This window comes from Guyparkeria hydrothermalis (assembly GCF_023555385.1).
Taxonomy (GTDB): Bacteria; Pseudomonadota; Gammaproteobacteria; order Halothiobacillales; family Halothiobacillaceae; genus Guyparkeria; species Guyparkeria hydrothermalis_A.
This window is the reverse complement of sequence record NZ_JAJSED010000001.1, coordinates 738,277-758,671: the sequence shown is the minus strand read 5'-3', so window position 1 is coordinate 758,671 and position 20,395 is coordinate 738,277. Positions and strand designations below refer to the sequence as shown.

Annotated in this window: 17 protein-coding genes; 10 read left to right on the top strand and 7 right to left on the bottom strand. The window is 64.3% G+C overall.

Features of this window, described 5'->3' with window-relative positions; translation table 11 throughout:
• Positions 1-58 precede the first annotated feature (58 nt).
• Positions 59-1,096 (bottom strand): quinone-dependent dihydroorotate dehydrogenase, encoded by a 1,038-nt coding sequence (locus LV476_RS03500; RefSeq protein ID WP_250073485.1) that lies wholly within the window; start codon positions 1,094-1,096, stop codon positions 59-61.
• Between the two features lie 149 nt (positions 1,097-1,245).
• Between LV476_RS03500 and LV476_RS03495 the strand changes: the two genes are divergently transcribed.
• The 10 genes from LV476_RS03495 to LV476_RS03450 all read left to right on the top strand — a co-directional run bounded on the left by LV476_RS03495 (position 1,246) and on the right by LV476_RS03450 (position 12,809).
• Positions 1,246-2,811 carry an ArnT family glycosyltransferase gene (locus tag LV476_RS03495; RefSeq protein ID WP_250073483.1) on the top strand — a complete coding sequence of 522 codons (1,566 nt, stop codon included), beginning with the start codon at positions 1,246-1,248 and terminating at the stop codon, positions 2,809-2,811.
• Between the two features lie 133 nt (positions 2,812-2,944).
• Positions 2,945-3,436, top strand: coding sequence for a DsrE family protein (locus LV476_RS03490; RefSeq protein WP_250073481.1), 492 nt, complete (start codon positions 2,945-2,947; stop codon positions 3,434-3,436).
• A gap of 52 nt (positions 3,437-3,488) precedes the next feature.
• Positions 3,489-4,532 carry a dihydroorotase gene (gene pyrC, locus LV476_RS03485; protein ID WP_250073479.1) on the top strand — a complete coding sequence of 348 codons (1,044 nt, stop codon included), beginning with the start codon at positions 3,489-3,491 and terminating at the stop codon, positions 4,530-4,532.
• On the top strand, positions 4,525-5,670 hold the full coding sequence (gene truD / locus LV476_RS03480; RefSeq protein ID WP_250073477.1) for a tRNA pseudouridine(13) synthase TruD: 1,146 nt from the start codon (positions 4,525-4,527) through the stop codon (positions 5,668-5,670). Before pyrC ends, truD begins: the two co-directional genes overlap by 8 nt.
• Positions 5,671-5,719: 49 nt before the next feature.
• On the top strand, positions 5,720-6,199 hold the full coding sequence (locus LV476_RS03475; protein ID WP_250073476.1) for a TspO/MBR family protein: 480 nt from the start codon (positions 5,720-5,722) through the stop codon (positions 6,197-6,199).
• A gap of 83 nt (positions 6,200-6,282) precedes the next feature.
• Positions 6,283-6,855, top strand: a complete 573-nt coding sequence (yjgA, locus tag LV476_RS03470; protein WP_250073474.1) for a ribosome biogenesis factor YjgA — start codon at positions 6,283-6,285, stop codon at positions 6,853-6,855.
• Complete coding sequence (locus tag LV476_RS03465; RefSeq protein WP_250073472.1) at positions 6,852-8,207, top strand: UDP-glucose dehydrogenase family protein; 1,356 nt, start codon at positions 6,852-6,854, stop codon at positions 8,205-8,207. The genes yjgA and LV476_RS03465 overlap by 4 nt, the downstream gene beginning before the upstream one ends.
• A gap of 56 nt (positions 8,208-8,263) precedes the next feature.
• On the top strand, positions 8,264-8,920 hold the full coding sequence (locus LV476_RS03460; RefSeq protein ID WP_250073470.1) for a rhodanese-like domain-containing protein: 657 nt from the start codon (positions 8,264-8,266) through the stop codon (positions 8,918-8,920).
• A 275-nt stretch (positions 8,921-9,195) separates the two neighbouring features.
• On the top strand, positions 9,196-10,155 hold the full coding sequence (locus LV476_RS03455) for an ABC transporter substrate-binding protein (protein ID WP_250073469.1): 960 nt from the start codon (positions 9,196-9,198) through the stop codon (positions 10,153-10,155).
• Positions 10,152-12,809: a PAS domain S-box protein gene (locus LV476_RS03450; protein WP_250073467.1), complete on the top strand. Its 2,658-nt coding sequence runs from the start codon at positions 10,152-10,154 to the stop codon at positions 12,807-12,809. The genes LV476_RS03455 and LV476_RS03450 overlap by 4 nt, the downstream gene beginning before the upstream one ends.
• A gap of 98 nt (positions 12,810-12,907) precedes the next feature.
• Here the strand turns inward: LV476_RS03450 and LV476_RS03445 are convergent, their stop codons facing one another.
• From LV476_RS03445 to LV476_RS03420, 6 genes are all read right to left on the bottom strand, one after another.
• Positions 12,908-14,635: a BCCT family transporter gene (locus LV476_RS03445; RefSeq protein ID WP_250073465.1), complete on the bottom strand. Its 1,728-nt coding sequence runs from the start codon at positions 14,633-14,635 to the stop codon at positions 12,908-12,910.
• A 136-nt stretch (positions 14,636-14,771) separates the two neighbouring features.
• Complete coding sequence (locus LV476_RS03440; protein ID WP_250073464.1) at positions 14,772-15,152, bottom strand: hypothetical protein; 381 nt, start codon at positions 15,150-15,152, stop codon at positions 14,772-14,774.
• A 132-nt stretch (positions 15,153-15,284) separates the two neighbouring features.
• Complete coding sequence (locus tag LV476_RS03435; protein ID WP_250073462.1) at positions 15,285-15,842, bottom strand: SgcJ/EcaC family oxidoreductase; 558 nt, start codon at positions 15,840-15,842, stop codon at positions 15,285-15,287.
• Positions 15,843-16,008: 166 nt separating this feature from the next.
• Positions 16,009-17,193 carry a hypothetical protein gene (locus LV476_RS03430; protein WP_250073459.1) on the bottom strand — a complete coding sequence of 395 codons (1,185 nt, stop codon included), beginning with the start codon at positions 17,191-17,193 and terminating at the stop codon, positions 16,009-16,011.
• A 945-nt stretch (positions 17,194-18,138) separates the two neighbouring features.
• A complete protein-coding gene (locus LV476_RS03425) occupies positions 18,139-18,939 on the bottom strand; it encodes a hypothetical protein (protein ID WP_250073458.1) in 801 nt (266 codons plus the stop codon).
• Between the two features lie 194 nt (positions 18,940-19,133).
• Positions 19,134-20,339, bottom strand: a complete 1,206-nt coding sequence (locus LV476_RS03420) for a ribonucleotide-diphosphate reductase subunit beta (RefSeq protein ID WP_250073455.1) — start codon at positions 20,337-20,339, stop codon at positions 19,134-19,136.
• Between the last annotated feature and the right edge of the window lie 56 nt (positions 20,340-20,395).

The following is a 20,395-nucleotide window of genomic DNA, read 5'->3' as shown; positions in this document are numbered from 1 at the left end:
GGGAGAAAATTATTTTGCTAAATCAGGGAGAAAGCGCCAGAGGTTTGCGGCAAGGCACCTAATCCGACGCGTGACCCGATTGCGCGAGGGCCTGAGTGACTTCACCGACCAGGGCGGGTCCGCGGTAGATGAGCCCCGTGTAAACCTGCACCAGGTCGGCGCCTGCCCGGATCTTCGCCAGCGCGGCCTCGCCGGAATCAATGCCACCGACGCCGATGATCGGGAATCCCTCCGGTAGCTGCTCGCGCAGGGCGGCGATTACCTCGGTCGAGCGTTCGCGCACCGGCGCGCCACTCAAACCGCCGGCCTCGTCGGCCTGAGGCAGGCCTTCCACCATAGGCCGACCGACCGTGGTATTGGTCGCGATCACCGCATCGATACCGTGTTCGACCAGCGCATCGGTCAGTGCCGGCAGTTCGTCGTCCTCGATGTCCGGGGCAATTTTGATGGCCAGCGGCACATGGCGGTCGTGCTGTTCGGTCAGACGGGCGCGTTCCTCGGCCAGGCCCGCGAGCAGGGCGGTGAACGCCTCGCCTCCCTGCAGGTTGCGCAGGTTGGCGGTGTTGGGCGAGGAGATGTTGATCGTGACGTAATCGGCGTGCGCGTACACGGCGGCGAGCCCGGCGCGATAGTCATCCAGCGCATCCTCGATCGGCGTGTCGAAGTTCTTGCCCAGATTGATCCCCAGCGGGACGTTGCGCGGAGCCGCGGCGATATTCGCCAGCGCGGCCTCGACGCCGTCGTTGTTGAAACCCATCCGATTGATCAGGGCCTCGGCCTGCGGCAGGCGGAACAGGCGCGGGGCCGGGTTGCCCGGCTGCGGCCGCGGGGTCAGCGTGCCGACCTCGATAAAGCCGAAGCCCAGGCAGCCAAGCCCGCGGATATGGGCGGCATTCTTGTCCAGCCCGGCGGCCAGACCGACCCGGTTGGGGAATTCCAGTCCCATCAGCGTCACCGGGTCCGAGGTCACGCCGTTCCGCTGCATGCCGCACCATGGCGTACGCGCGGCCAGGTCGAGCAGGGAGAGCGTGACGCGATGGGCCGTCTCGGGCTCGAGTCGGAACAGGAGCGGGCGGAGCAGGGGGTAAAGATCCATGATGGGCTCGCGATCTGAAGGCAAAAGGCCATTGTAGCGAGTTCGAGGGACTTCTTGCGGTCGAACCCGGCGGCGCGGTTGATATACTGCCGCGCCATCGCTATTGCCCACGCCGTTGGGGCCATCCGACCGTCACGAGACCGCCTGCCATGCTCGATTCCCGTCGATTCCACCTGATCGTCCTCTCCATCGCCGTGGCGATCGGCTACGTCTGGGGTATCGGCAGCCTGCCGCTGTTCGACCTCGACGAGGGCGCGTTCACCGGCGCGACCTGGGCAATGTTCGAGCGTGGCGACTTCCTGACGCCGTATCTCAATGACGAGCCGCGCTTCGCCAAGCCGGTGCTGATCTACTGGCTGCAGGCGATCTCGGTGGGGCTGTTCGGCTTCACCGAGTGGGCCTTCCGCCTGCCCTCGGTGATCGCTTCGGCCGCGTGGGTAGGGATGATCTACGTCTTTGCCGATCGCCATCTGGGCGCCCGGCAGGCCTTCTTCGCCGCCCTGATCGCGGCCACATCGCTGATGACGACCGTCGTGGGCAAGGCGGCGATCTCGGACGCGGTGCTGTTGTTCTTCCTCACCGGCGCGACGTTCGCCACCTTCAACCACTGGGTGACCGGCGAGCGGCGCTGGGTGCGCTGGGCGTATCTGGCCATGGGGCTCGGGTTTCTCACCAAGGGGCCGGTGGCGGTGGTCATCCCGGCGGCCGCGAGTTTCTTCTTCTACCTCGCCACCGCGCGCGGACGCGATTGGTGGCGGGCGGTGCTCGACTGGCAGGGCATCCTGCTCTTCCTGGTCGTGGCCGTGCCGTGGTACGTGGCGGTGTGGATCGAACACGGCCAGCACTTCATCGACGAGTTCTTCCTCAAGAACAACGTCGGGCGCTTCGGCGAGGCGATGGAGGGGCATTCCGGCGGGCTGTGGTACTACCCGGTGGTCACGTTCGTCGCCCTGCTGCCGTTCACCGGCGCGGTGCTGACGTCGCTGCGCTATCTGCGTTCCGACTGGCAGAACGGCTACGGTCACCCGCCTTCCATTCCGCTGGCGTTGCGGCGCTTCGGCTGGATCTGGTTCGGCCTCACCCTGCTGCTGTTCTCGTTTTCCGGCACCAAGCTGCCGCATTACCTCAACTATGGGCTGATCGGGCTGATGCTGGTGATGGCCTCGCACCTGCCGCAGATCAGGAATCGTTGGCTGCACCTGTTGCCGCCGGCGGCCTTCCTGCTGTTCGTGCTGCTGCTGCCGTGGCTGGTGGAGATCAACTTCGATCAGATCAAGCCCGCTTACGTACAGGACATGCTGGCCGAGCGCGACCGGTTCTTCGGCCTGTCCTGGTACCTGATCGTCGGCGGGACGCTGCTGCTGGTGGTGGCCGCCGGGATGGCCCGCCGCTGGTCGTTGCCGCGGATCATGATCCCGGTGGCGTTGTCGTTCTCGCTGGTGGTCAATGCGCTGGTGCTCAACGCCGTCGGCCAGATGCAGCAGGGGCCGGTCAAGGAGGCCGGTCTGATCGCCCGCGACCTGCCGGGCCCGCTGGTGATGCGCGGCATGAACACGCCCAGCTTCGGCGTCTACGCCCAGCAGGTGGTGGAGCGCCGCGACACGCGCCCGGGCGATCTGCTGCTGACCCGTGCTCAGCGGGTTGAGGGTATTCCGGGTGACGTGATCTACGCCGAGGGCGGTGTCGTGCTGCTGCGCGTCGGTCAGGCGGAATGAGTGTCGCGCTCGTCCCGGCGGCGGGATGGGCTACCATGAGCAGCAAAGGGCGAGGATCGCCCGATAGAGCGGTGCGACGGAGCGTGGAAACCATTCGAGAGCAGGCCAGGCCTGCGGCTTTACGAGGTGAGGAATGCAGGATTTTCTCAAGAATCGACGCCGTTTCATAACAGCGCTGGCAGGTGCCGGCGCGGCGCTGGGCATCGGCCGTGTCCATGCCCAGGAGGAGGGGCAGGACGATCTGTACTTTCCGGGCGACGAGCCGGCCCACCGGGTCATTTACCAGCTCAATCACGCCGACGTGGACTACCAGACCCACGTGCTCAACTCGATGAACGCCATGATCGGCAAATACGGCGGCAACGTGAAGATCGCCGTCGCGTGTTTCGCCGGCGGGGTCCACCTGCTGGCCAAAGAGCCAAAGCGTGAGGTCGACCCGGAGATCTACGCCCGCGTCGAGGGCTTCGCCAAGAACTACGACGTCGAATGGATTGCCTGCGGCAATACCATGAACACCGTCGGCTATGCCGAGGAAGACATGCGTGAATTCGCCCGCATCGAGCAAGTGGGCGCCGCGGCCCTGATGGAATATCAGGAAGACGGCTACGCTTACATCGCGTGGTAATAATACGTCACGAATGTTTTTTCAAATCACTGATTAATTAAGAGTTTGTCTTTTGAATGAGCTGACCATTCGCCAGCCGGACGACTGGCACCTCCACCTGCGCGATGGCGCGATGCTCGACGCGGTCGCCGGTTTCTCCGCTCGCCAGTGCGGTCGGGCGATCATCATGCCCAACCTGGTGCCACCGGTGACCACCGTGGCCGAGGCGAATGCCTATCGGGATCGGGTGCTGGCGGCGGTGGGACCGGCACACGACTTCCAGCCGTTGATGACGCTGTATCTCACCGACCAGACCACGGCAGCGGAGATCGAGCAGGCGGCCAACGACCCGCACATCCACGCGGTCAAGCTGTATCCGGCGGGGGCCACGACTAACTCGGAAAACGGCGTGACCGATCCGCTCGCCATCGATTCGGTACTGGGTGCGCTGGAGCGCACCGGTCTGCCGCTGCTGGTGCACGGCGAGGTGGTCGATCCGGCCGTGGACATCTTCGACCGTGAGGCGGTGTTCATCGAGCGGGTGCTCTCGCCGATGCTGGAGCGCTACCCGGAACTCAAGGTGGTGATGGAGCACATCACCACCGCCCAGGCCGTTGCCTTCGTACGCTCGCAGGGCGACCGCCTCGGTGCGACGATCACCGCGCATCACCTGATGTTCAACCGCAACGCCATGCTGGCCGGCGGTATCCGCCCGCACTACTACTGCCTGCCGATCCTCAAGCGGGAAAAGCACCGCGAGGCGCTGCTCGAGGCGGCAGTCGACCCGTCCGGCAAGTTCTTCATGGGCACGGACAGCGCCCCGCACCCCAAGGGCGCCAAGGAATCCGCCTGTGGCTGTGCCGGCGCCTTCACCGCGCCTGTGGCGGTCGAGCTCTACGCCCAGGTGTTCGACCAGCTCGGTGCGCTGGACCGTCTCGAGGCGTTCACCAGCCTCAACGGCCCGCGCTTCTACGGCCTGCCGGTCAACGAGCGACGCCTGAAGCTCGAGCGTCGGTCCCAGACGGTGCCGGCGCCCGTGAGCGCCGGCGACGACACGGTGGTGCCGTTCCTGAGCGGCGAGTCGATCGACTGGACCGCGACCCTCCTGGATGAGTGATTCCGAGGCAGCGCCGGCGCCACGCGACTGGCTGGGCGCACCAGGCACCGTGCGCCCCCGTGTCTGCGGGCAACCGCAATGGCGGGCCGGCCTGAAGGCGTCTCCGGAATCCTTCCGTGTCGACGAGGAGCTGGGTTTCGAACCCAGCGGTGCCGGCAATCATTGGCTGGTGCGGCTGGAAAAGCGCGACATGACAACCGGCGCGCTGGTCGACTGGGCCGGCAAGGCCACCGGGACGCGTGCACGCGATATCGGCTTCTCCGGACTCAAGGACCGGTTTGCCGTCACCACGCAGTGGTTGAGCTTTCCGCATGAAACCTTTGATCCGGAGGGGTTTAAGGCGCAGTGCGACGAGGCCGGTATCGGCGTACTGGCCCTCGATCGCCACGACCGCAAGCTGCGTCGCGGCACCCATCGCGCCAATCGGTTCCGTCTGGTCCTGAACGATGTTTCCCCCGTTACCGATGCACAGGCCTCGACTGAACGACTCTCGAGCTACCTCGACGAACGCGTTGGCCTCCTGGCCGAGCGCGGGATGGCCAACTACTTTGGCGAGCAACGCTACGGGCGGGGCTACTCCAACCTGCGCGGGCTGGTCGAGTGGGGCACCGGCGAGCGGGTGGGCAAGCCGAAGCGCTCGGTGCGCAACTGGCTGATCTCCACCTTGCGCAGCGCTATCTTTGACCACGTGCTCGCCGCCCGCCTCGATGAGGGCACGCTCGATCGCGTCCTGCCCGGCGATCTGCTCCAGCTGGCCGGCTCGCGCAGCCGCTTTCTCGCCGAATCGGACGAGCTCGATGCCCTGCAGCAACGGCTGGAGGAGGGCGACGTGGTACCGACCGGTCCGTTGTGGGGCGAGCAGGGCAGCCAGGCCGGAGACGGCGTGGCGCAATCCGAATCGACACGGGCTGCCGAGATGATCGACCGGCTCGGGGGCGAGGCGTGGGTCAACTGGTTCGCCGCTCGGCGGGTCGCCTCCGACCGGCGCCCGTTGGCGGTGCGCGTGACCGATCTCGACTACCGCATCGATGAAAGTCGGTTGACGCTCGAGTTTTCGCTGCCGCCCGGCAGCTACGCGACCGAGCTGGTGGCCGAGCTGTTCGCTCCGCTCGAGGCAGGCGAGGAATCGGGCGACTAGGCTTGCTGCTGCCCTGCACGGCAAGTCCACCTCTTACGAGGAGCCCCGCATGCTCGAATCCGTCGCCGCCCTGATGGGCTCCGTTGTCCTGGTCGCCCTGACTGCGCTCACCGGCGGGCTGTTCCGCCCCGATAACTGGTACCGCGCCCTGCGCAAGCCGGACTGGACGCCACCGAATCGCGTCTTTCCCATCGCCTGGGCCGTCCTCTACCTGCTGATGGCCATCGCCGCTTGGCGCGTGTATCTGGCGGAGCCCTCGGCGGCGCGCGATGCCGGTCTGGTGCTCTACCTGATCCACCTGATCTTCAATGCCGCCTGGTCGTGGCTGTTCTTCGGCCGTCGGCGCATGGTGGCGGCGCTGGTCGACATCCTGCTGTTGTGGATGCTGCTGTCGCTGGTGATCCTGCTGTTTTTCCAGGCAAGCGTGCCGGCCGCGATCCTGCTGGTGCCGTACTGGTTCTGGGTCGCCTTCGCCGCGCTGCTCAACGCCCGGCTGTGGAAGCTCAACCCCGCGGCGTCATCGACCTGACATGTGCGTCCGGCAGGCTGTCTCGTCGCGGGCACGGGGAATTGGGTAGAATCGACGCCTTTCCGCCAAACCCGAGTACCGCCATGTCCGATCCGAATCTGCCGAATGACCTCGCGGACGAACACGACGAGGAGTACTGGGGGCCGAGCAAGTCCCAGGTCAAGCGCGATGCGCATGCCGCCCAGCAGGTGGGGGTGAGCCTCGCCGAGCTGGATGCCGAAACGCTCGATCAGCTGCCGCTCAGCGACCGGCTGCGCGAGGCGGTCGAGGACCTCCAGCGGATCCGCTCGCGCGGGGCGGGCAAACGCCAGCGCCAGTACATCGGCAAGCTGATGCGCGAGGAGGACGTCGAGGCGATCGAGGCGGCGCTACGGCGACTGGATCCGAACTCGCCGGAGAACCAGCGCCTGCAGATGCAGGCGGAGGCGTGGCGCGACGCGCTGATCGACGAGAACGACGCCGACGCCATTACGCGCTTCATCGATGATTTTCCCACGGTGGACGTGCAGCAACTGCGGCAACTGCAGCGCAACGCGCGCGCCGAGGCCAAGCGCGAGGAATACGGCAAGGCGACCCGTGCGCTATTCCAGGCCGTACGTGCCGAAATCGAGGCCGCGCGGGACGCGAACCCATCCGAAGGAATCGGCAACGAATGAAGGTAACGATCTTTGGCACCGGCTACGTTGGGCTCGTCACGGGCGCCTGCCTGGCCGAGGTGGGGCACGATGTCATGTGCGTCGACGTCGATCCGCACAAGATCGCACGGCTCAACGATGGCGTGATCCCGATCTACGAGCCCGGTCTCGAACCGATCGTCCGGGAGAATCATGCCCAGGGCCGGCTGCACTTCACTACCGATTCGGCCGAGGGGGTGGCGTTCGGCGAGCTCCAGTTCATCGCGGTCGGTACACCGCCGGACGAGGACGGCTCCGCCGATCTGCAATACGTGCGCGCCGTGGCGGCGACCATCGCCGAGCACATGGACGCGCCCAAGATCATCGTCGACAAGTCGACCGTGCCGGTCGGCACCGGCGACCAGGTGCGTGCCGTGGTTGGCGACACGCTGGCGCGCCGGGGCGTGGCGTTCGATTTCGACGTGGTCTCCAATCCCGAATTTCTCAAGGAAGGGGCGGCGGTCAACGACTTTATGAAGCCGGATCGCATCATCGTCGGTACCTCGGATGAACACAGCGAGGCGGTGATGCGCGAGCTGTACGCGCCGTTCAACCGCAATCACGACCGCGTGATCGTGATGGATCTGCGTTCGGCCGAGCTGACCAAGTACGCCGCCAACGCCATGCTCGCCACCAAGATCAGCTTCATGAACGAACTGGCGAATCTCGCCGAGCGTCTTGGCGCGGATATCGAGCAGGTGCGCCTGGGGATCGGTTCGGACCCGCGCATCGGCTATCACTTCATCTATCCCGGTTGTGGCTACGGCGGCTCGTGCTTCCCCAAGGACGTCCAGGCGCTCTCGCGCATCGCCCACGCCGTCGACCATGAGTCGCTGCTTCTCGATGCGGTCGAGGCGGTCAACCGTCGCCAGAAGCGCCGCCTGTTCGAACTGTTGGTCGAGCACTACGGTGGCCGGGAGCATCTCGCCGGCAAGACCTTTGCGCTGTGGGGCCTGGCCTTCAAGCCCAACACCGACGACATGCGCGAGGCCGCGTCCCGGGTGCTGATGGAAGCGCTCTGGGCGGCGGGGGCGAGGGTGCAGGCCTTCGATCCCGAGGCCATGGAAGAGACCCAGCGTATCTACGGGCAACGAGACGACCTGGCATTGGTCGGGACACGTGATGCGGCGCTCAAGGGGGCCGATGCACTGATCATCTGCACCGAGTGGAAAGCCTTCCGGGCGCCGGACTTCGATCTGATGCGCGACTCGCTGACAGAGCCGGTGATCTTCGACGGCCGCAACCTCTACGATCCCGATCGTCTCAAGGCCGCCGGCTGGCACTACTACGGCATTGGACGGGGCGAGACGGTCCGCCAACCGAGACTTCCCTGAACCTTGATAAGTGAGCGACTAGACTTCCGGTAAAACAACAACATCGGGAGATCGCTATGAACGCACGTCACTGGATTGTCGGTATCGCGCTGCTCGGTGTGGCGGGTCTCGCCGGCGCCGAGGAAGAGATGAAGGTCAAGGTCACCCGGGATCTCGGCTCGGTGACCGTCGAGCACAACGGCCAGCCGGTCGTCATCAAGCGCAACCAGGACCCGGACAACCGGATCGCCGAGGACTACACCAAGACCGCTCGTGAATGCCCGCCGTTCTGCGTGCAGCCGATCCAGCTGCTCCCGGGCGTGCACACCATCGGCGAGATCGAGCTGCTCAAGATGCTCCAGGCCCGCGCCAACGGCGAGGATGCCTTCCTGCTGATCGATTCGCGTACGCCTGACTGGTTCGAGAAGGGCACCATTCCCAGTGCTGTCAATATTCCCTGGACCCGGCTCTACCCGGGCTCCTCCTCCTATGACCCCTTCGTCGCCGAGACGCTGCTGCTCGACGAGTTTGGAGTGAAGAAGGACGAAGGTCTGTTCGACTTCCGTCAGGCGAAGAAACTGGTGCTGTTCTGCAACGGCCCGTGGTGTGGCCAGTCGCCGACCAACATCAAGGCGCTGGTGTCCTACGGTTACCCGGCCGACAAGATCTACTGGTATCGCGGCGGCATGCAGATGTGGCACACGCTCGGGCTGACGACGGTGGACCCGTCCTAGCCCCGTCCGCTGCCCGTTCCGAAGCAAGTGCACGACCGGCCACACGCGCCGGTCGTTGTTTTTGTGCGCCCGCTTTTCATGCGTATGCGACGTATCGGATAAATATCAGCGCTCCCTTGTGGTGTTTTTCCCTGATTTTGGATAGCTTGAATCCAGACGCCACCTCAGGCCGAGGTTCCCGCGGAACGCTTCTTGCTCGTTGAGGGCAGGGGTGGCGGTCAGCCGCCAAAACGCCGGGGTTTTCCCCAGGGAACCAGGGATATCGCACGAATCGCATGCAACGACGCACCTTTCTGATCAGCGCGCCGTTGGCTGTTGCCACATTCGTTGGCGGTTGCCGGGCTCGTGAGCAGCCTATCCGGCTTGCCTACCACCCATGGGTCGGTTACGAGACGCTGCTGCTCGGCTCGCAATTCCGCTGGTTGCCGCCGACTGTCTCGCTCAAGCGCCTCGGTTCGGCCAGCCAGTCGCTCGCGGCGCTGCGGCGCGGCGAGGTCGACGGCGCCGCCCTGACCCTCGACGAAGTCATCCGGGCGCGGCTCGGGGGCATGGACCTGGTCGTGGTCATGGTGTTCGACGTCTCCGCCGGTGGGGACGCGCTACTGGTCGGGCCGGGTATCGATTCGCCGGAGGATCTGGCCGGCAAGCGCATCGGCGTCGAACTGGGCGGGGTGGGCGAGATGCTGCTCGACCGGGTGCTCGCCCGGGCCGGTCTCGACTGGGGTGACGTCACCATCGTCAACCGTTCCGTCGATCAGCACCTGAACGCCTGGCGCGAGGACGAACTGGACGCCGTGGTCAGCTACGAGCCCGTCGCGTCGCGATTGCGGGCAGCCGGTGCCCGGCAGCTGATCGACAGCCGCGATTTCCCCGACCTGATATTCGACGTGCTCGCCATCCGCCGCGAGCGCCTCGATGCCGTCGACCGGGTCCTGACCGACGTGATCCGCGCGCATTTCCGCGGTCTGCATCACCTGCAAACCAACCTGCAGGATGCCGTGTACCGAATCGCCGACGCCCACCAGGTCAGTGAACGGGCGGTAAGTCGCTCGATCGGTGGCGTGCTGCTGCCCGGTCTGGAGAGCAACCGTCGCTACCTGTCACACGAGTCACGCCTGATCGACGCCATTCGCACCCTGTACCCGCGCCTGTCCAACGGCGACGAGCCGCCCTCCGTGAGCGAGGTCGAAACCTGGGTCACGTCGGACTACCTGCCACGGGAGTCGAGCACGTGAGCCCGCGTGTCCCGCTGATCCCGATGCTCGTCGGGTTGCTCCTCTGGAGCGGGTCGACGTTGGCCGCCGAGGAGGAGGTGCTCGTGGGCGTGTTCGGCATGCGCCCGGCACCGATCATGGAACAGCGGTTCCAGCCGCTGGTGGACTATCTCAACGATTCGGTCGAGGGGGTCACCTTCCGTCTTAAGGTAATGCCGCCGGACGAACTCGATCTCGCGATCCGCCGCAACGAGGTCGATCTGCTGCTGACCAACCCGACCCACTACATCATGGTCCGCTCGGAGAACACGCTCTCCGGGGTGCTCTCCACCCTGGTCGCCCGCCACGAGGGCACCATCACGCGCAGCCTGGGCGGCGTGATCATCACGCGCAAGGACCGGACCGGCATAGAGCGACTCGAGGATCTGGCCGGCAAGAGGATCGCCGCGCCCGACACGCGCTTTCTCGGCGGCTACCGGGCCCCGTTGTACGAGGCCTTCGATGCCGGCATCGACCTGCGCGAGGAGGCCACTTTTGCGTTCGTTGGCACGCACGACGCGGTGATCCAGGCGGTGCTCGACGGCCGGGTGGACGTGGGTTTCATCCGTACCGGCGTGCTCGAGAACCTGGCCGAGCTGGGTGCCGCGCACATCGACGAGCTACGGGTGGTACATCCGCAGGCGGTGGGCAGTTACCCCTACCAGGTGTCCACGCGGCTCTACCCCGAGTGGCCGATGGTGACCATGCCGCACATGGGCGCTGACCTGGAACGCCGGATCGCGGCCGCGCTGTTCTCGCTGGACCCGGGTGATCCGGCAGCGATGCTCTCGGGCATTGCCGGGTTCGGCCCGCCGGGCGATTACGCGCCCGTGGAGGAGTTGAGCCGGCGGCTGAAGCTGCCGCCGTTCGATACCCCGCGCGAGATCACCCTGGCCGATATCTGGGAGCAGTATCGGCTGCTCGCGATGGTTGTCGGTGTTTCCATTCTTGCGATCACGCTCCTGTCGCTGGCATTACTGATGCGCCATGTCGCGGTGCTTCGCAGCGAGGGGCGCTTCCGCCGCTTCTTCGAGGACAACGCCTCGGTGATGCTGGTGATCGACTTCGACCAAGGCGAGATCGTCGCGGCCAACGCCGCCGCGGCCGCCTTCTACGGCTGGTCGCGCGACGAGCTCAAGGGGCGGCCGATCGCGGACCTGTGGGTGACGCGCTGTCGCCATTTCAGCGACATTCGTCAGGGGCATTCGCAGGGTGGTACGACTCACCAGCACAGCCACCGCCTGCGCAGTGGCGAGGAACGCCGGGTGGAGGTGCATGCCACGCCGCTCAACGATCCACGCCACGGCGGGCGCATGTTCGTCATCGTGCATGACATCACCGAGCGCGAACGCGCCGAGGCGGGGCTAAAGCGGGAACGCGAACGCCTGAACAATGTTCTTGAGGGCACCAATGTCGGCACCTGGGAATGGAACATCCAGACCGGCGAGACGGTGTTCAACGAGCGCTGGGCACAAATCATCGGCTATGAGCTGGCCGAATTGCAGCCGATCAGCATCGAGACCTGGAAGCATTTCGCCCACCCGGACGACCTGGAAGCATCCAACCGGATGTTGCAGGCCTGTTTCCGCCGCGAGCGGGACTATTACGAGATCGAGGTCCGCATGCGTCACCGGGACGGCCACTGGGTCTGGGTGCTCGACCGGGGGCGGGTGCTCGAGTGGACCGACGACGGCAAGCCGCTACGCATGTGGGGCACGCACCAGGACATCAACGCACGCAAGCAGATGGAACAGGAGCTGCAACTGGCCGCGTCGGTATTCGTCCACGCCCGCGAGGGGATCCTGATCACCGATCTTGCCGCTCGCATCGTCGACGTCAACGCCGCCTTCACCGAGATGACCGGCTGGCAGCGGGAGGAGGTGATCGGGCATACGCCGAAGTTCCTGCAGTCCGGCCGCCACGACAGGGCGTTCTACCGCCGGATGCGCGAGCGTCTGCGCACGGTCGGCTTCTGGACCGGCGAGGTGTGGAACCGTCACAAGAACGGTCGGCTGTTCGCCGAGCGGCTGACAATCAGCCTGGTACGCGATGCGGCTGGCCAGCCGCGAAACTACATTGCGTTGGCCACCGACATTACCGACCTCAAGAACTATCAGAAGGTGCTCGAGCATCGGGCGAACCACGATGCACTGACCGGTCTGCCCAACCGGGTGCTGATGGCCGACCGGTTGCGACAGGGCATGGCGGCGGTGCGCCGTCGCGGCGGCATGCTGGCCGTCCTGTTCCTGGATCTGGACGGCTTTAAGGCCGTCAACGACGAGCACGGCCACGACATGGGCGACAAGCTGCTGATCGACATGGCGCACGATCTCGGCGAGCAGCTACGCGAGACCGATACCCTCGCACGCATCAGTGGGGACGAGTTCATCGTGTTGCTGGGCGGGATCAGCCACGAACGGGATGCCGAGCCGATCATCGAGCGCCTGGTCGAGACAGCCGCCGAGGAGCGCGTCATCGACGGCGTCTCCCTGCACGTCACCGCGAGTATCGGCTACACCTTCTACCCGCAGGCCAACGGCATCGACGACGAGGAGCTGCTCAAGCAGGCCGACTCGGCCATGTACGAAGCCAAGCAGGGTGGGCGCAATCGGGCCTGCCGCTACCGGCGCGGCTGACCCCACCCGGAGCTGGTTTCCTAACGAAAAAAGCGGCCCCGATGTCTCATCGCGGGCCGCTTTGTTGTTCCCAGGGCAGGCCCCGGAACCGGTAACGGTCACTTCCCCTTGGTATCGTCGCTGCCGTCCGGCGTCTTCGGTATCTCGACCTGCTGGCCGACCGAGGCCAGATGCGGCGGTTCTGGCCCGAGCACCGTGTCGGGCGCGGTCGGGTGGACCTCCTCGGCGGCGGCGCGCTCGGCCTCGCGCTCGGATTCGCGCATCAGCATGGCCTCGATCCGCTGGCGGATCAGACGCTCCTTCTCCTCGCGCTGCCAGAACTCCTGCGTCAGATCCCGGTGCAGGGCGAAGGCCATCAGCACCATCAGGAGCATGAAGGGGAAGGCGGCGATGATCGACACCGTCCGCAAGCCCTCCAGCCCCCCGGAGAGCAGCAGCACCACCGCCATCGCCAGCTGCAGAAAGCCCCACAGCACGCGCACGAAGCGTGTCGGGTTGAGCACGCCCTTGGAGGTGAACATCCCCAGCACGAAGGTCGCCGAATCCGCGGACGTGACCACGAACACGCACACCAGCGCGATGGCGAGCAGACCGGCGTAGGTGCCCCATGGCAGCTGATCGAACAGGGTGTAGAGCCCGGCCGGCACCTCGCGGGCGACCGCGTCGGCGATGCCCGCCCCCTGGTAGAGCTCGAGGTGAATCGCGCTGCCGCCGAAGGTCGAGAACCACAGCACCGACAGGAGCACCGGCACGACCATCACGCCGAGCACGAACTCGCGGATGGTCCGCCCGCGCGAGATCCGCGCGATGAACGAACCGACGAACGGCGCCCAGCTCAAACCCCAGGCCCAGTAGAACATCGTCCACTGCTGCACCCAGTGCTCGCTGGAGTAGGGCGTGGTCACCAGGCTCATCTGAACGATATTGCCCAGGTACTCGCCCATGGTCTGGGTGAATTCCTGGAAGATGAACGAGGTCGGCCCGAGGACCAGCACATAGGTGAACAGGCCCACGGCGATGATCATGTTCAGGTTGGAGAGGTAGCGGATGCCCCACTTGAGCGGCGTCATCGCCGAAATGGTGAACAGCACGCCCAGTCCCGCGATGATCAGCATCTGGGAGTTCGGTCCGTAGGCCATGCCTTCGAAGCGGGCCAGCCCCGAGTTGATCTGCAGCGCGCCCAGGCCAAGCGTGGTGGCGACACCGAAGATGGTCGAGACCACCGCGAGCGTGTCGATCAGCTTGCCGCCGATGCCGTCGACGCGGGTGCCGAACATCGGGCGGAAGGTCTCGGAGATTAGGCCACGGGCGTTGTGGCGAAAGCGGATGTAGGCGAGCGCCAGGCCCACCAGCGCGAAGTTGGCCCACTGGTGCAGCCCCCAGTGGAAGAAGGCGTAGCGCATGCCCATCTGGGCGGCCTCGACCGAGCGCGGCTCGCTCAGGTCCATCGGCGGCTCGTTGAAGTGCATCATCGGCTCGGCCACGCCCCAGAAGACCAGGCCCACGCCCATGCCGCCGGAGAAGATCATCGCAAGCCAGCTCTTGAAGCTGAACTCCGGCGGCTCCTCGTCCGGCCCCAGACGCACGCTGCCGAACTTCGACAGCCCCAGGAACAGGACGAAGATGACGAACCCGGTGGTCGCCAGCAGGTACATCCAGCCCATCTTGTTGGCGGTGAAGTCGAGCACCTGCTGGGCGACGCGTTCGACGTCGTCGGGGTACATGGCGGCAAGTGTGACGAAGCCGCCGATGATCAGCACGGAAAGGTAGAAGACCGTGCCGACGTCGCCGAACAGTCGACCCAGGAAGAGCGAAACCTTGTTCATGGGGCGTGAACCGGGTTGCGAGTGGGCGTTGGAAGACTCCCCGCCACTCTAGCCGATTCGGCGTGGCGGGTCAGCGAGCCCGGGCCTGAAGCCGGGGCCTGAAGCCGGGGTCGGGAGATCGGCGCGGGGAGCGGCCTTAGCGTTTCAGCGGATCCCAACGCGCCTGCATATAGAAACGCTTGAGGACCATCTGCACGTTCGGGTCGGAGCAGCCACGTTCGGTGATGACCGATTCCATCCGCTCCGTCAGGGCCTGGATCTTCCTTGGGACTGCCCGCTCGATCTCCTCCATGCTCCGTTCCGGGTACTGCTTCCTGAGCTCGCGGACGGTATAGCTGGTGACCACGCGGAAGTTCGCCATGAAATGGGCCAGGGTGTCCGCGTCGACCTCCGCACACTCGGCCGCCGCCGTGTTCGAGACCACGAACTGGTCGAAGATCTGCAGGATGCCGGGGCCCTCGTCAGCGGCGTGCAGCGGGGCGCTGATCAGGATGATGAGGAGGAGAAGTCGGTGCATGAGCGTCCTTGCCCTGTATGTGTGGAGTGATCCGCGCCGGGGTGGGTAGACCCTTGCCGGCACGGCGGTCCCGAGCGGGTTGGTGCACGACCGTCCGTGTCGTGCGGGTGTCCTTGGCGTGTCAGTCGCGGATCAGGCGGTCGGCATCATCGAGGAGTGGTGATGCACGATCAGCCAGTCGTCGCCGCGCTTCTCATAGACGAAGGTGTAGCGCGCCGCAACGTCCTTGCTGCCTTCCTCGTCGGTGACGCGGAAGGTGTAGGTGCCGGCGTCGGTCAGCTTGTTGCAGCCGATCTTGACGTTGCGGGTGTTGATGGTGCCGACGGGCTTCTTCTCGAGGAAGTGCTCGAAGTAGTCCTGGATCTCGGCGTGGTTAGTGCGCGGCACGTTGGAAACGGTCGGCAGCAGCACGCCGTCCTCGGCGTAGAGCTTGGTTACCTCGCGGGCATCGCCGGTCTGCAGGGCATCGTTCCAGCGCTCGAACAGGTCCTTCGCCAGCTGGCGCGTGGCCGGGGCGCAGACGGTGCAGCTCTCGTTGGCCGGGACGTCGATCGGGGCATCGGCGCCGGTGCCGGTGACCGGCTGGTACGGGTCGCGGTGGGAGGCGCCCATGCTCAGGCGCTCGCGCGGGGCGGCGTCGGCGTTGATGAACTGGGTGCCGCTAATGCGGGGGCGGTTGGATTGGGTCACGTAAAGTCTCTCCGCTTTTCAGGCCCTCGCGGGCCTTGGTTTGCGGGGCATTGTAAGGGACGGGGTGGGGAGTGTCATGCCGGGGCGCGACATCGCCGCTTCGAGGGCCGGCCCCGCGGCCAGCGGCACGGATGGAGCCCGCCGGCGGTGCCAGTCCGTTGAGCGCTCATGGAGTCGGGCTGGGCGAGGTCGAAGCCGTCGATTCCTCGACATGTCGGAAGCGTGGAGGGATCAGGCGCACCCAGCCGATGCCAAGGGCGCCCGGGTGTTCCTCAATGACCAGTGGGAAGCCCTCACGGACGGCGTCGAATAGCGAGGAACTGACGCTGAATTCCGTGAAGTCCTGCGATTCATGCCATGGGGCGAGGTGGAGGTAGTAGTGCGTATGGCGCCCTTGGGATACCTCTTTTTCCCGAACCTCCACCACGTGACGTTCTCCCGGCGAGAAATCGAGCGCCATGTTCGCTTCACGCAACAGGCTATAGCTGGTCAGCCCGGCGCCAATGAGTCCCGTAACCAGCAGTTCCAGCAGGACAACATGGGTTCGGGAAGTTCGGCCCATCCACGTCAACGTCAGAACGACCAGCAGCCCGAAGCCAATGGGGGCGGCCAAAAGCGCCGCCTCGACCAGGGGCCAGGTCTCGAGCGGCGCCGGTTGTGGAAAGAATATTTGCCGCAAGAGTAAGAAGATCCCGCCGATGAACAGAGCCCCGCCGATGCTGCTGATCAGGGCGGCCTTGGGGGTGACGTGGTCTTTCATGTGCCGCGCCGTGTCGGGTAGCTCTGTCTCCATTACCTCGGAAAGCTCGCGCAGCGAGGGCACGACGACCTTGGCCAACGTCGGGAGGGCGGCCACGAACTGCTTGCGCTTTTTGGTAGCGACTTCGATCCATATCTGACCGCGCCGCAGCACAAACTGTCGGAACTGGACACCTGTGGATTCGCTCGCGGCTTTGATATCCAACATCATTGCCTGCGTCCTGGGGCTCATGGACATGGCCCGGCAGACGGGTGCCACATCCGTGACCAGATAGAAGGCACGGTCAAAGTCGGGGTTGCCCGTCCGACAGGTGACGGAGATGCCGACCGCCGTGAACGGGCGGTCCCACCAACGTTTGCGCTTGACGCGCATTTCGACGTCGGGCGCTTTTTCATAGCCGAATCGATGGAGAGGAGGGCGATTCGGCCGAGTCTTGAACGTATACAGCGCACCGTCCGGCGCGGTGACTGCGGGCTGGCGTTTCCCGACCTTGGAAGGGAAGGGTCTTAGCTTCCACTGGTCTTTGCGCCGTGTGCGATAGAGATACACGGTCAGGCCGATCAGCGCGAGTACGCCGGCTAGCATCCACATCGGGACTTCTCCTTGTCCTGTATTTCGTCCTAGAAAGCGGCGATCAGTGTTGGTTACGTCCTGTGTAACCGTCTGATCCGCGGGTATGAAGCATGCCGGTTGCCGTATATCAGCGCAAGCGCCGTGTGCTGTGGGAGGAGCAGGGCGCCTTCTGGTGGAGGTGGGTTAGGTTTCGGGCTCTTGTGTCGTTTGGCGGTTCTGGTTGTGCCGCGTTGCCAACGCCCGAGGCCCTTTCTATTGCTTGTCCAATAGAAAGGACCCAAAGACAAGGACACCCCGCTGCCTTGGCCCTTCGGGCTTCCCTCGTCAGCGCTGGCTTGCTGTCGGGCCCGGTTCGACGCGACGTCCTGTCGCGGCGAACCTCTGGGCGGCGTCCAGGCCGCCCAGGCCCGGCAAGCCATCGCTGACGAGGCAAGGCACAGGGGCCCGGGGATTGCCAGCCGAGAAACCCTTGGTAAGGAAGGCCGTGTTACTTACTTGAACGCCGGACAGCCGCACAGCGGCTTTCGCGGCCAAGGGCCGCTCCCACAACCACCCGATCCCCTGTGGGAGCGAGCTTAGCTCGCGAAACGCGCCAACGGCGCGTGCCCAACCCAAAGCCGCACCAAACAAATTGCTCTTGGCACCGAATCATCAGGCTCGGAAGTCCCCTTCGCCTTGCCGACCGGCCGGGGTGCCGCAGGGACGGCGCAACAAGGACGTTGCGCCGAGGTTCGCCGCGACAGGACGTCGCGTCGAACCGACCCGTCCGCGGCACCCCGGACGGGAGGGAAGCCCGCAGGGCCAAGGCGAGGGGTGCCGTTCTCTTTGGGTACTTTCTCTTGGGCAAGCAAGAGAAAGTGCCTCGCGCGCTCGATGCCTAGCGAAATTCGTAACACTTACATTTGGAAGCGTGCGAAATCGCATGAGCGCTGTTAGTTCGTATTGGAGCTTTCCGCTCTCGGATCAAGATGTTGCTCGCTTTTCAAGTAATTTGCGCATGCTGCTAGTAAACTCCCGAGCTGATTTTCGACTCGCTGCGATTTGACTCACAAGAAATAGCAGGACTTCCCTGACAGCTTGTGCGTACTCAAGGCATTTCTGATCTGATTCTGCGTGAAGCCCTTCACTAAGAGCTGAGTGTAGAGCTTGAAGCGGATTCATTCCGTCCGGGCGGAGAATGGGAGGAAGTAAATCCTTGACTAATTGAATTTTCTCTTGGGTTACAGTGGTTTTTTTGGTTTTTTCAAGCGCCAGTTCGTAGGTTCGCAATTCTTCTTCCGCTAGGAGTTCAGCTACTTCCTGAAGCAATCCGTCAATAATTTCTTCAACAATGCGACGGTAGTATCCGAACGCCGCAATGCCGAATCCTTGAGATTCGCAGATTAAGCCTTTTTTGTAATAACCTGAATGCTCCCCAAGTAAACGTTCAATTTCTTTGTTGCCAGTAATTTCCCATGGTGGATATTGTCCAACTTTCGTCGCAGATTGCCGATCAGTTGCAATTTTTATGAGAAAGTGGCGTTCATAGTGTTGACAGTGGACGCAAAGGTAGCGCGCCCTATAGATTAGTCCGCTTGTCGGATAATTGCCGTACGATTCCCCCTCGCTAGGGGTGTTTGTCATGACAAATGTCTGATGCGAATCACACTTTTGGCAAGCCATGTTTATGTTCGGCTTCGGTAGCTGATCGGCGGTGTGCGGTATTTTGGAAATAGGCCACTTCCGGTAAAGAGGGCTATTTTCTAAGAACTCCTTATTCGGCATTCATATGCTCCTTTTTCTATCTGGTAGTTTGTTTTGTTCTTCTTGAAGCGTCCCGCTTGTAGTTCGTTGCCTGAGTTGGGGGTGTAATGTATTTCTAGTAAATCGAACGGATGTCGGTAGGAAGTTGCTAACAAAAAACGCCCCACTTGAGTGCAAATGGGGCGTTTTTGCGTTTCGAGTTGCCGTCCGACGTCTTACCAGGTAAGCGCACCACCAGTCTGATAATCGGTAACCCGAGTCTCGAAGAAGTTCTTCTCCTTCTTGAGATCCACTACCTCACTCATCCACGGGAACGGGTTGGTCGCGCCCGGGTAGAGCTCGGCCAGGCCGATCTGGCTGCAGCGGCGGTTGGTGATGAAGTGCATGTACTCCTCGCACATCTCCGCGTTCAGGCCGAGCAGGCCGTTCGGCATGGTGTCGCGGGCGTAGTCGATCTCGAGTTCGCAGGCCTCGCGCAGCATCTCGTGCACTTCGTGCTGGAAGTCCTCGCCCCACAGCTCCGGGTTCTCGATCTTGATCTGGTTGATCAGGTCGATGCCGAAGTTCAGGTGGATGGACTCGTCGCGCATGATGTACTGGTACTGCTCGGCGATGCCGGTCATCTTGTTGCGACGGCCCAAGCTGAGGATCTGCGCGAAGCCGGTGTAGAACCACATGCCCTCGAAGACCACGTAGAAGGCGACCAGGTCACGCAGGAAGTTCTGCGCGCCTTCGTGCGTGGAGGTGTCGAAGGTGCCCTTGGACAGGTCCTGGGTGTACTTGAGTGCCCAGGAGTCCTTGGCGGTGATCGACGGCACTTCGCGGTACATGTTGAACAGCTCGCCCTCGGCCAGACCGAGGCTGTCGACGATGTACTGGAAGGTGTGGGTGTGCACCGCTTCCTCGAAGGCCTGGCGCAGCAGGTACTGGCGGCACTCGGGGTTGGTGACCTGCTCGTAGACGGCCAGCACGATGTTGTTGGCGACCAGCGACTCGGCGGTGGCGAAGAAGCCGAGGTTGCGCATCACCATGTAGCGCTCGTCTTCGGTCAGGCCGTCGCGGCTCTTCCACAGGGCGATGTCCGCCTGCATGGAGACCTCGGTCGGCATCCAGTGGTTGTTGCAGCCGGCGAGGTACTTCTCCCAGGCCCACTGGTACTTCAGCGGGAGGAGCTGGTTGACGTCGGCCTTGGCGTTGATGATGCGCTTTTCCGAGACGTCGACGCGCCCGGCGTTGGTCTCGATGCCGCCCAGACCGGTCTGGTCGGCGCCTTCGGCGGCGGACGGGTCGAAGTGGTGCTCCTGGCCGTCGTCGTAGGCGGCGGGCATCACGCTGGCCGCGTCGTGGGTCGCCGGCTGCGGCTGGGCGGCCGGTTGCGGTTGGTCGTCACCTTTCTTCAGCGGATCGTTCCAATCGAGCATGTCTGTCTCCTTCTGGTTCCGGTGGTTTCACCGGGCCGGGCAGGGTGGTTGCCCGA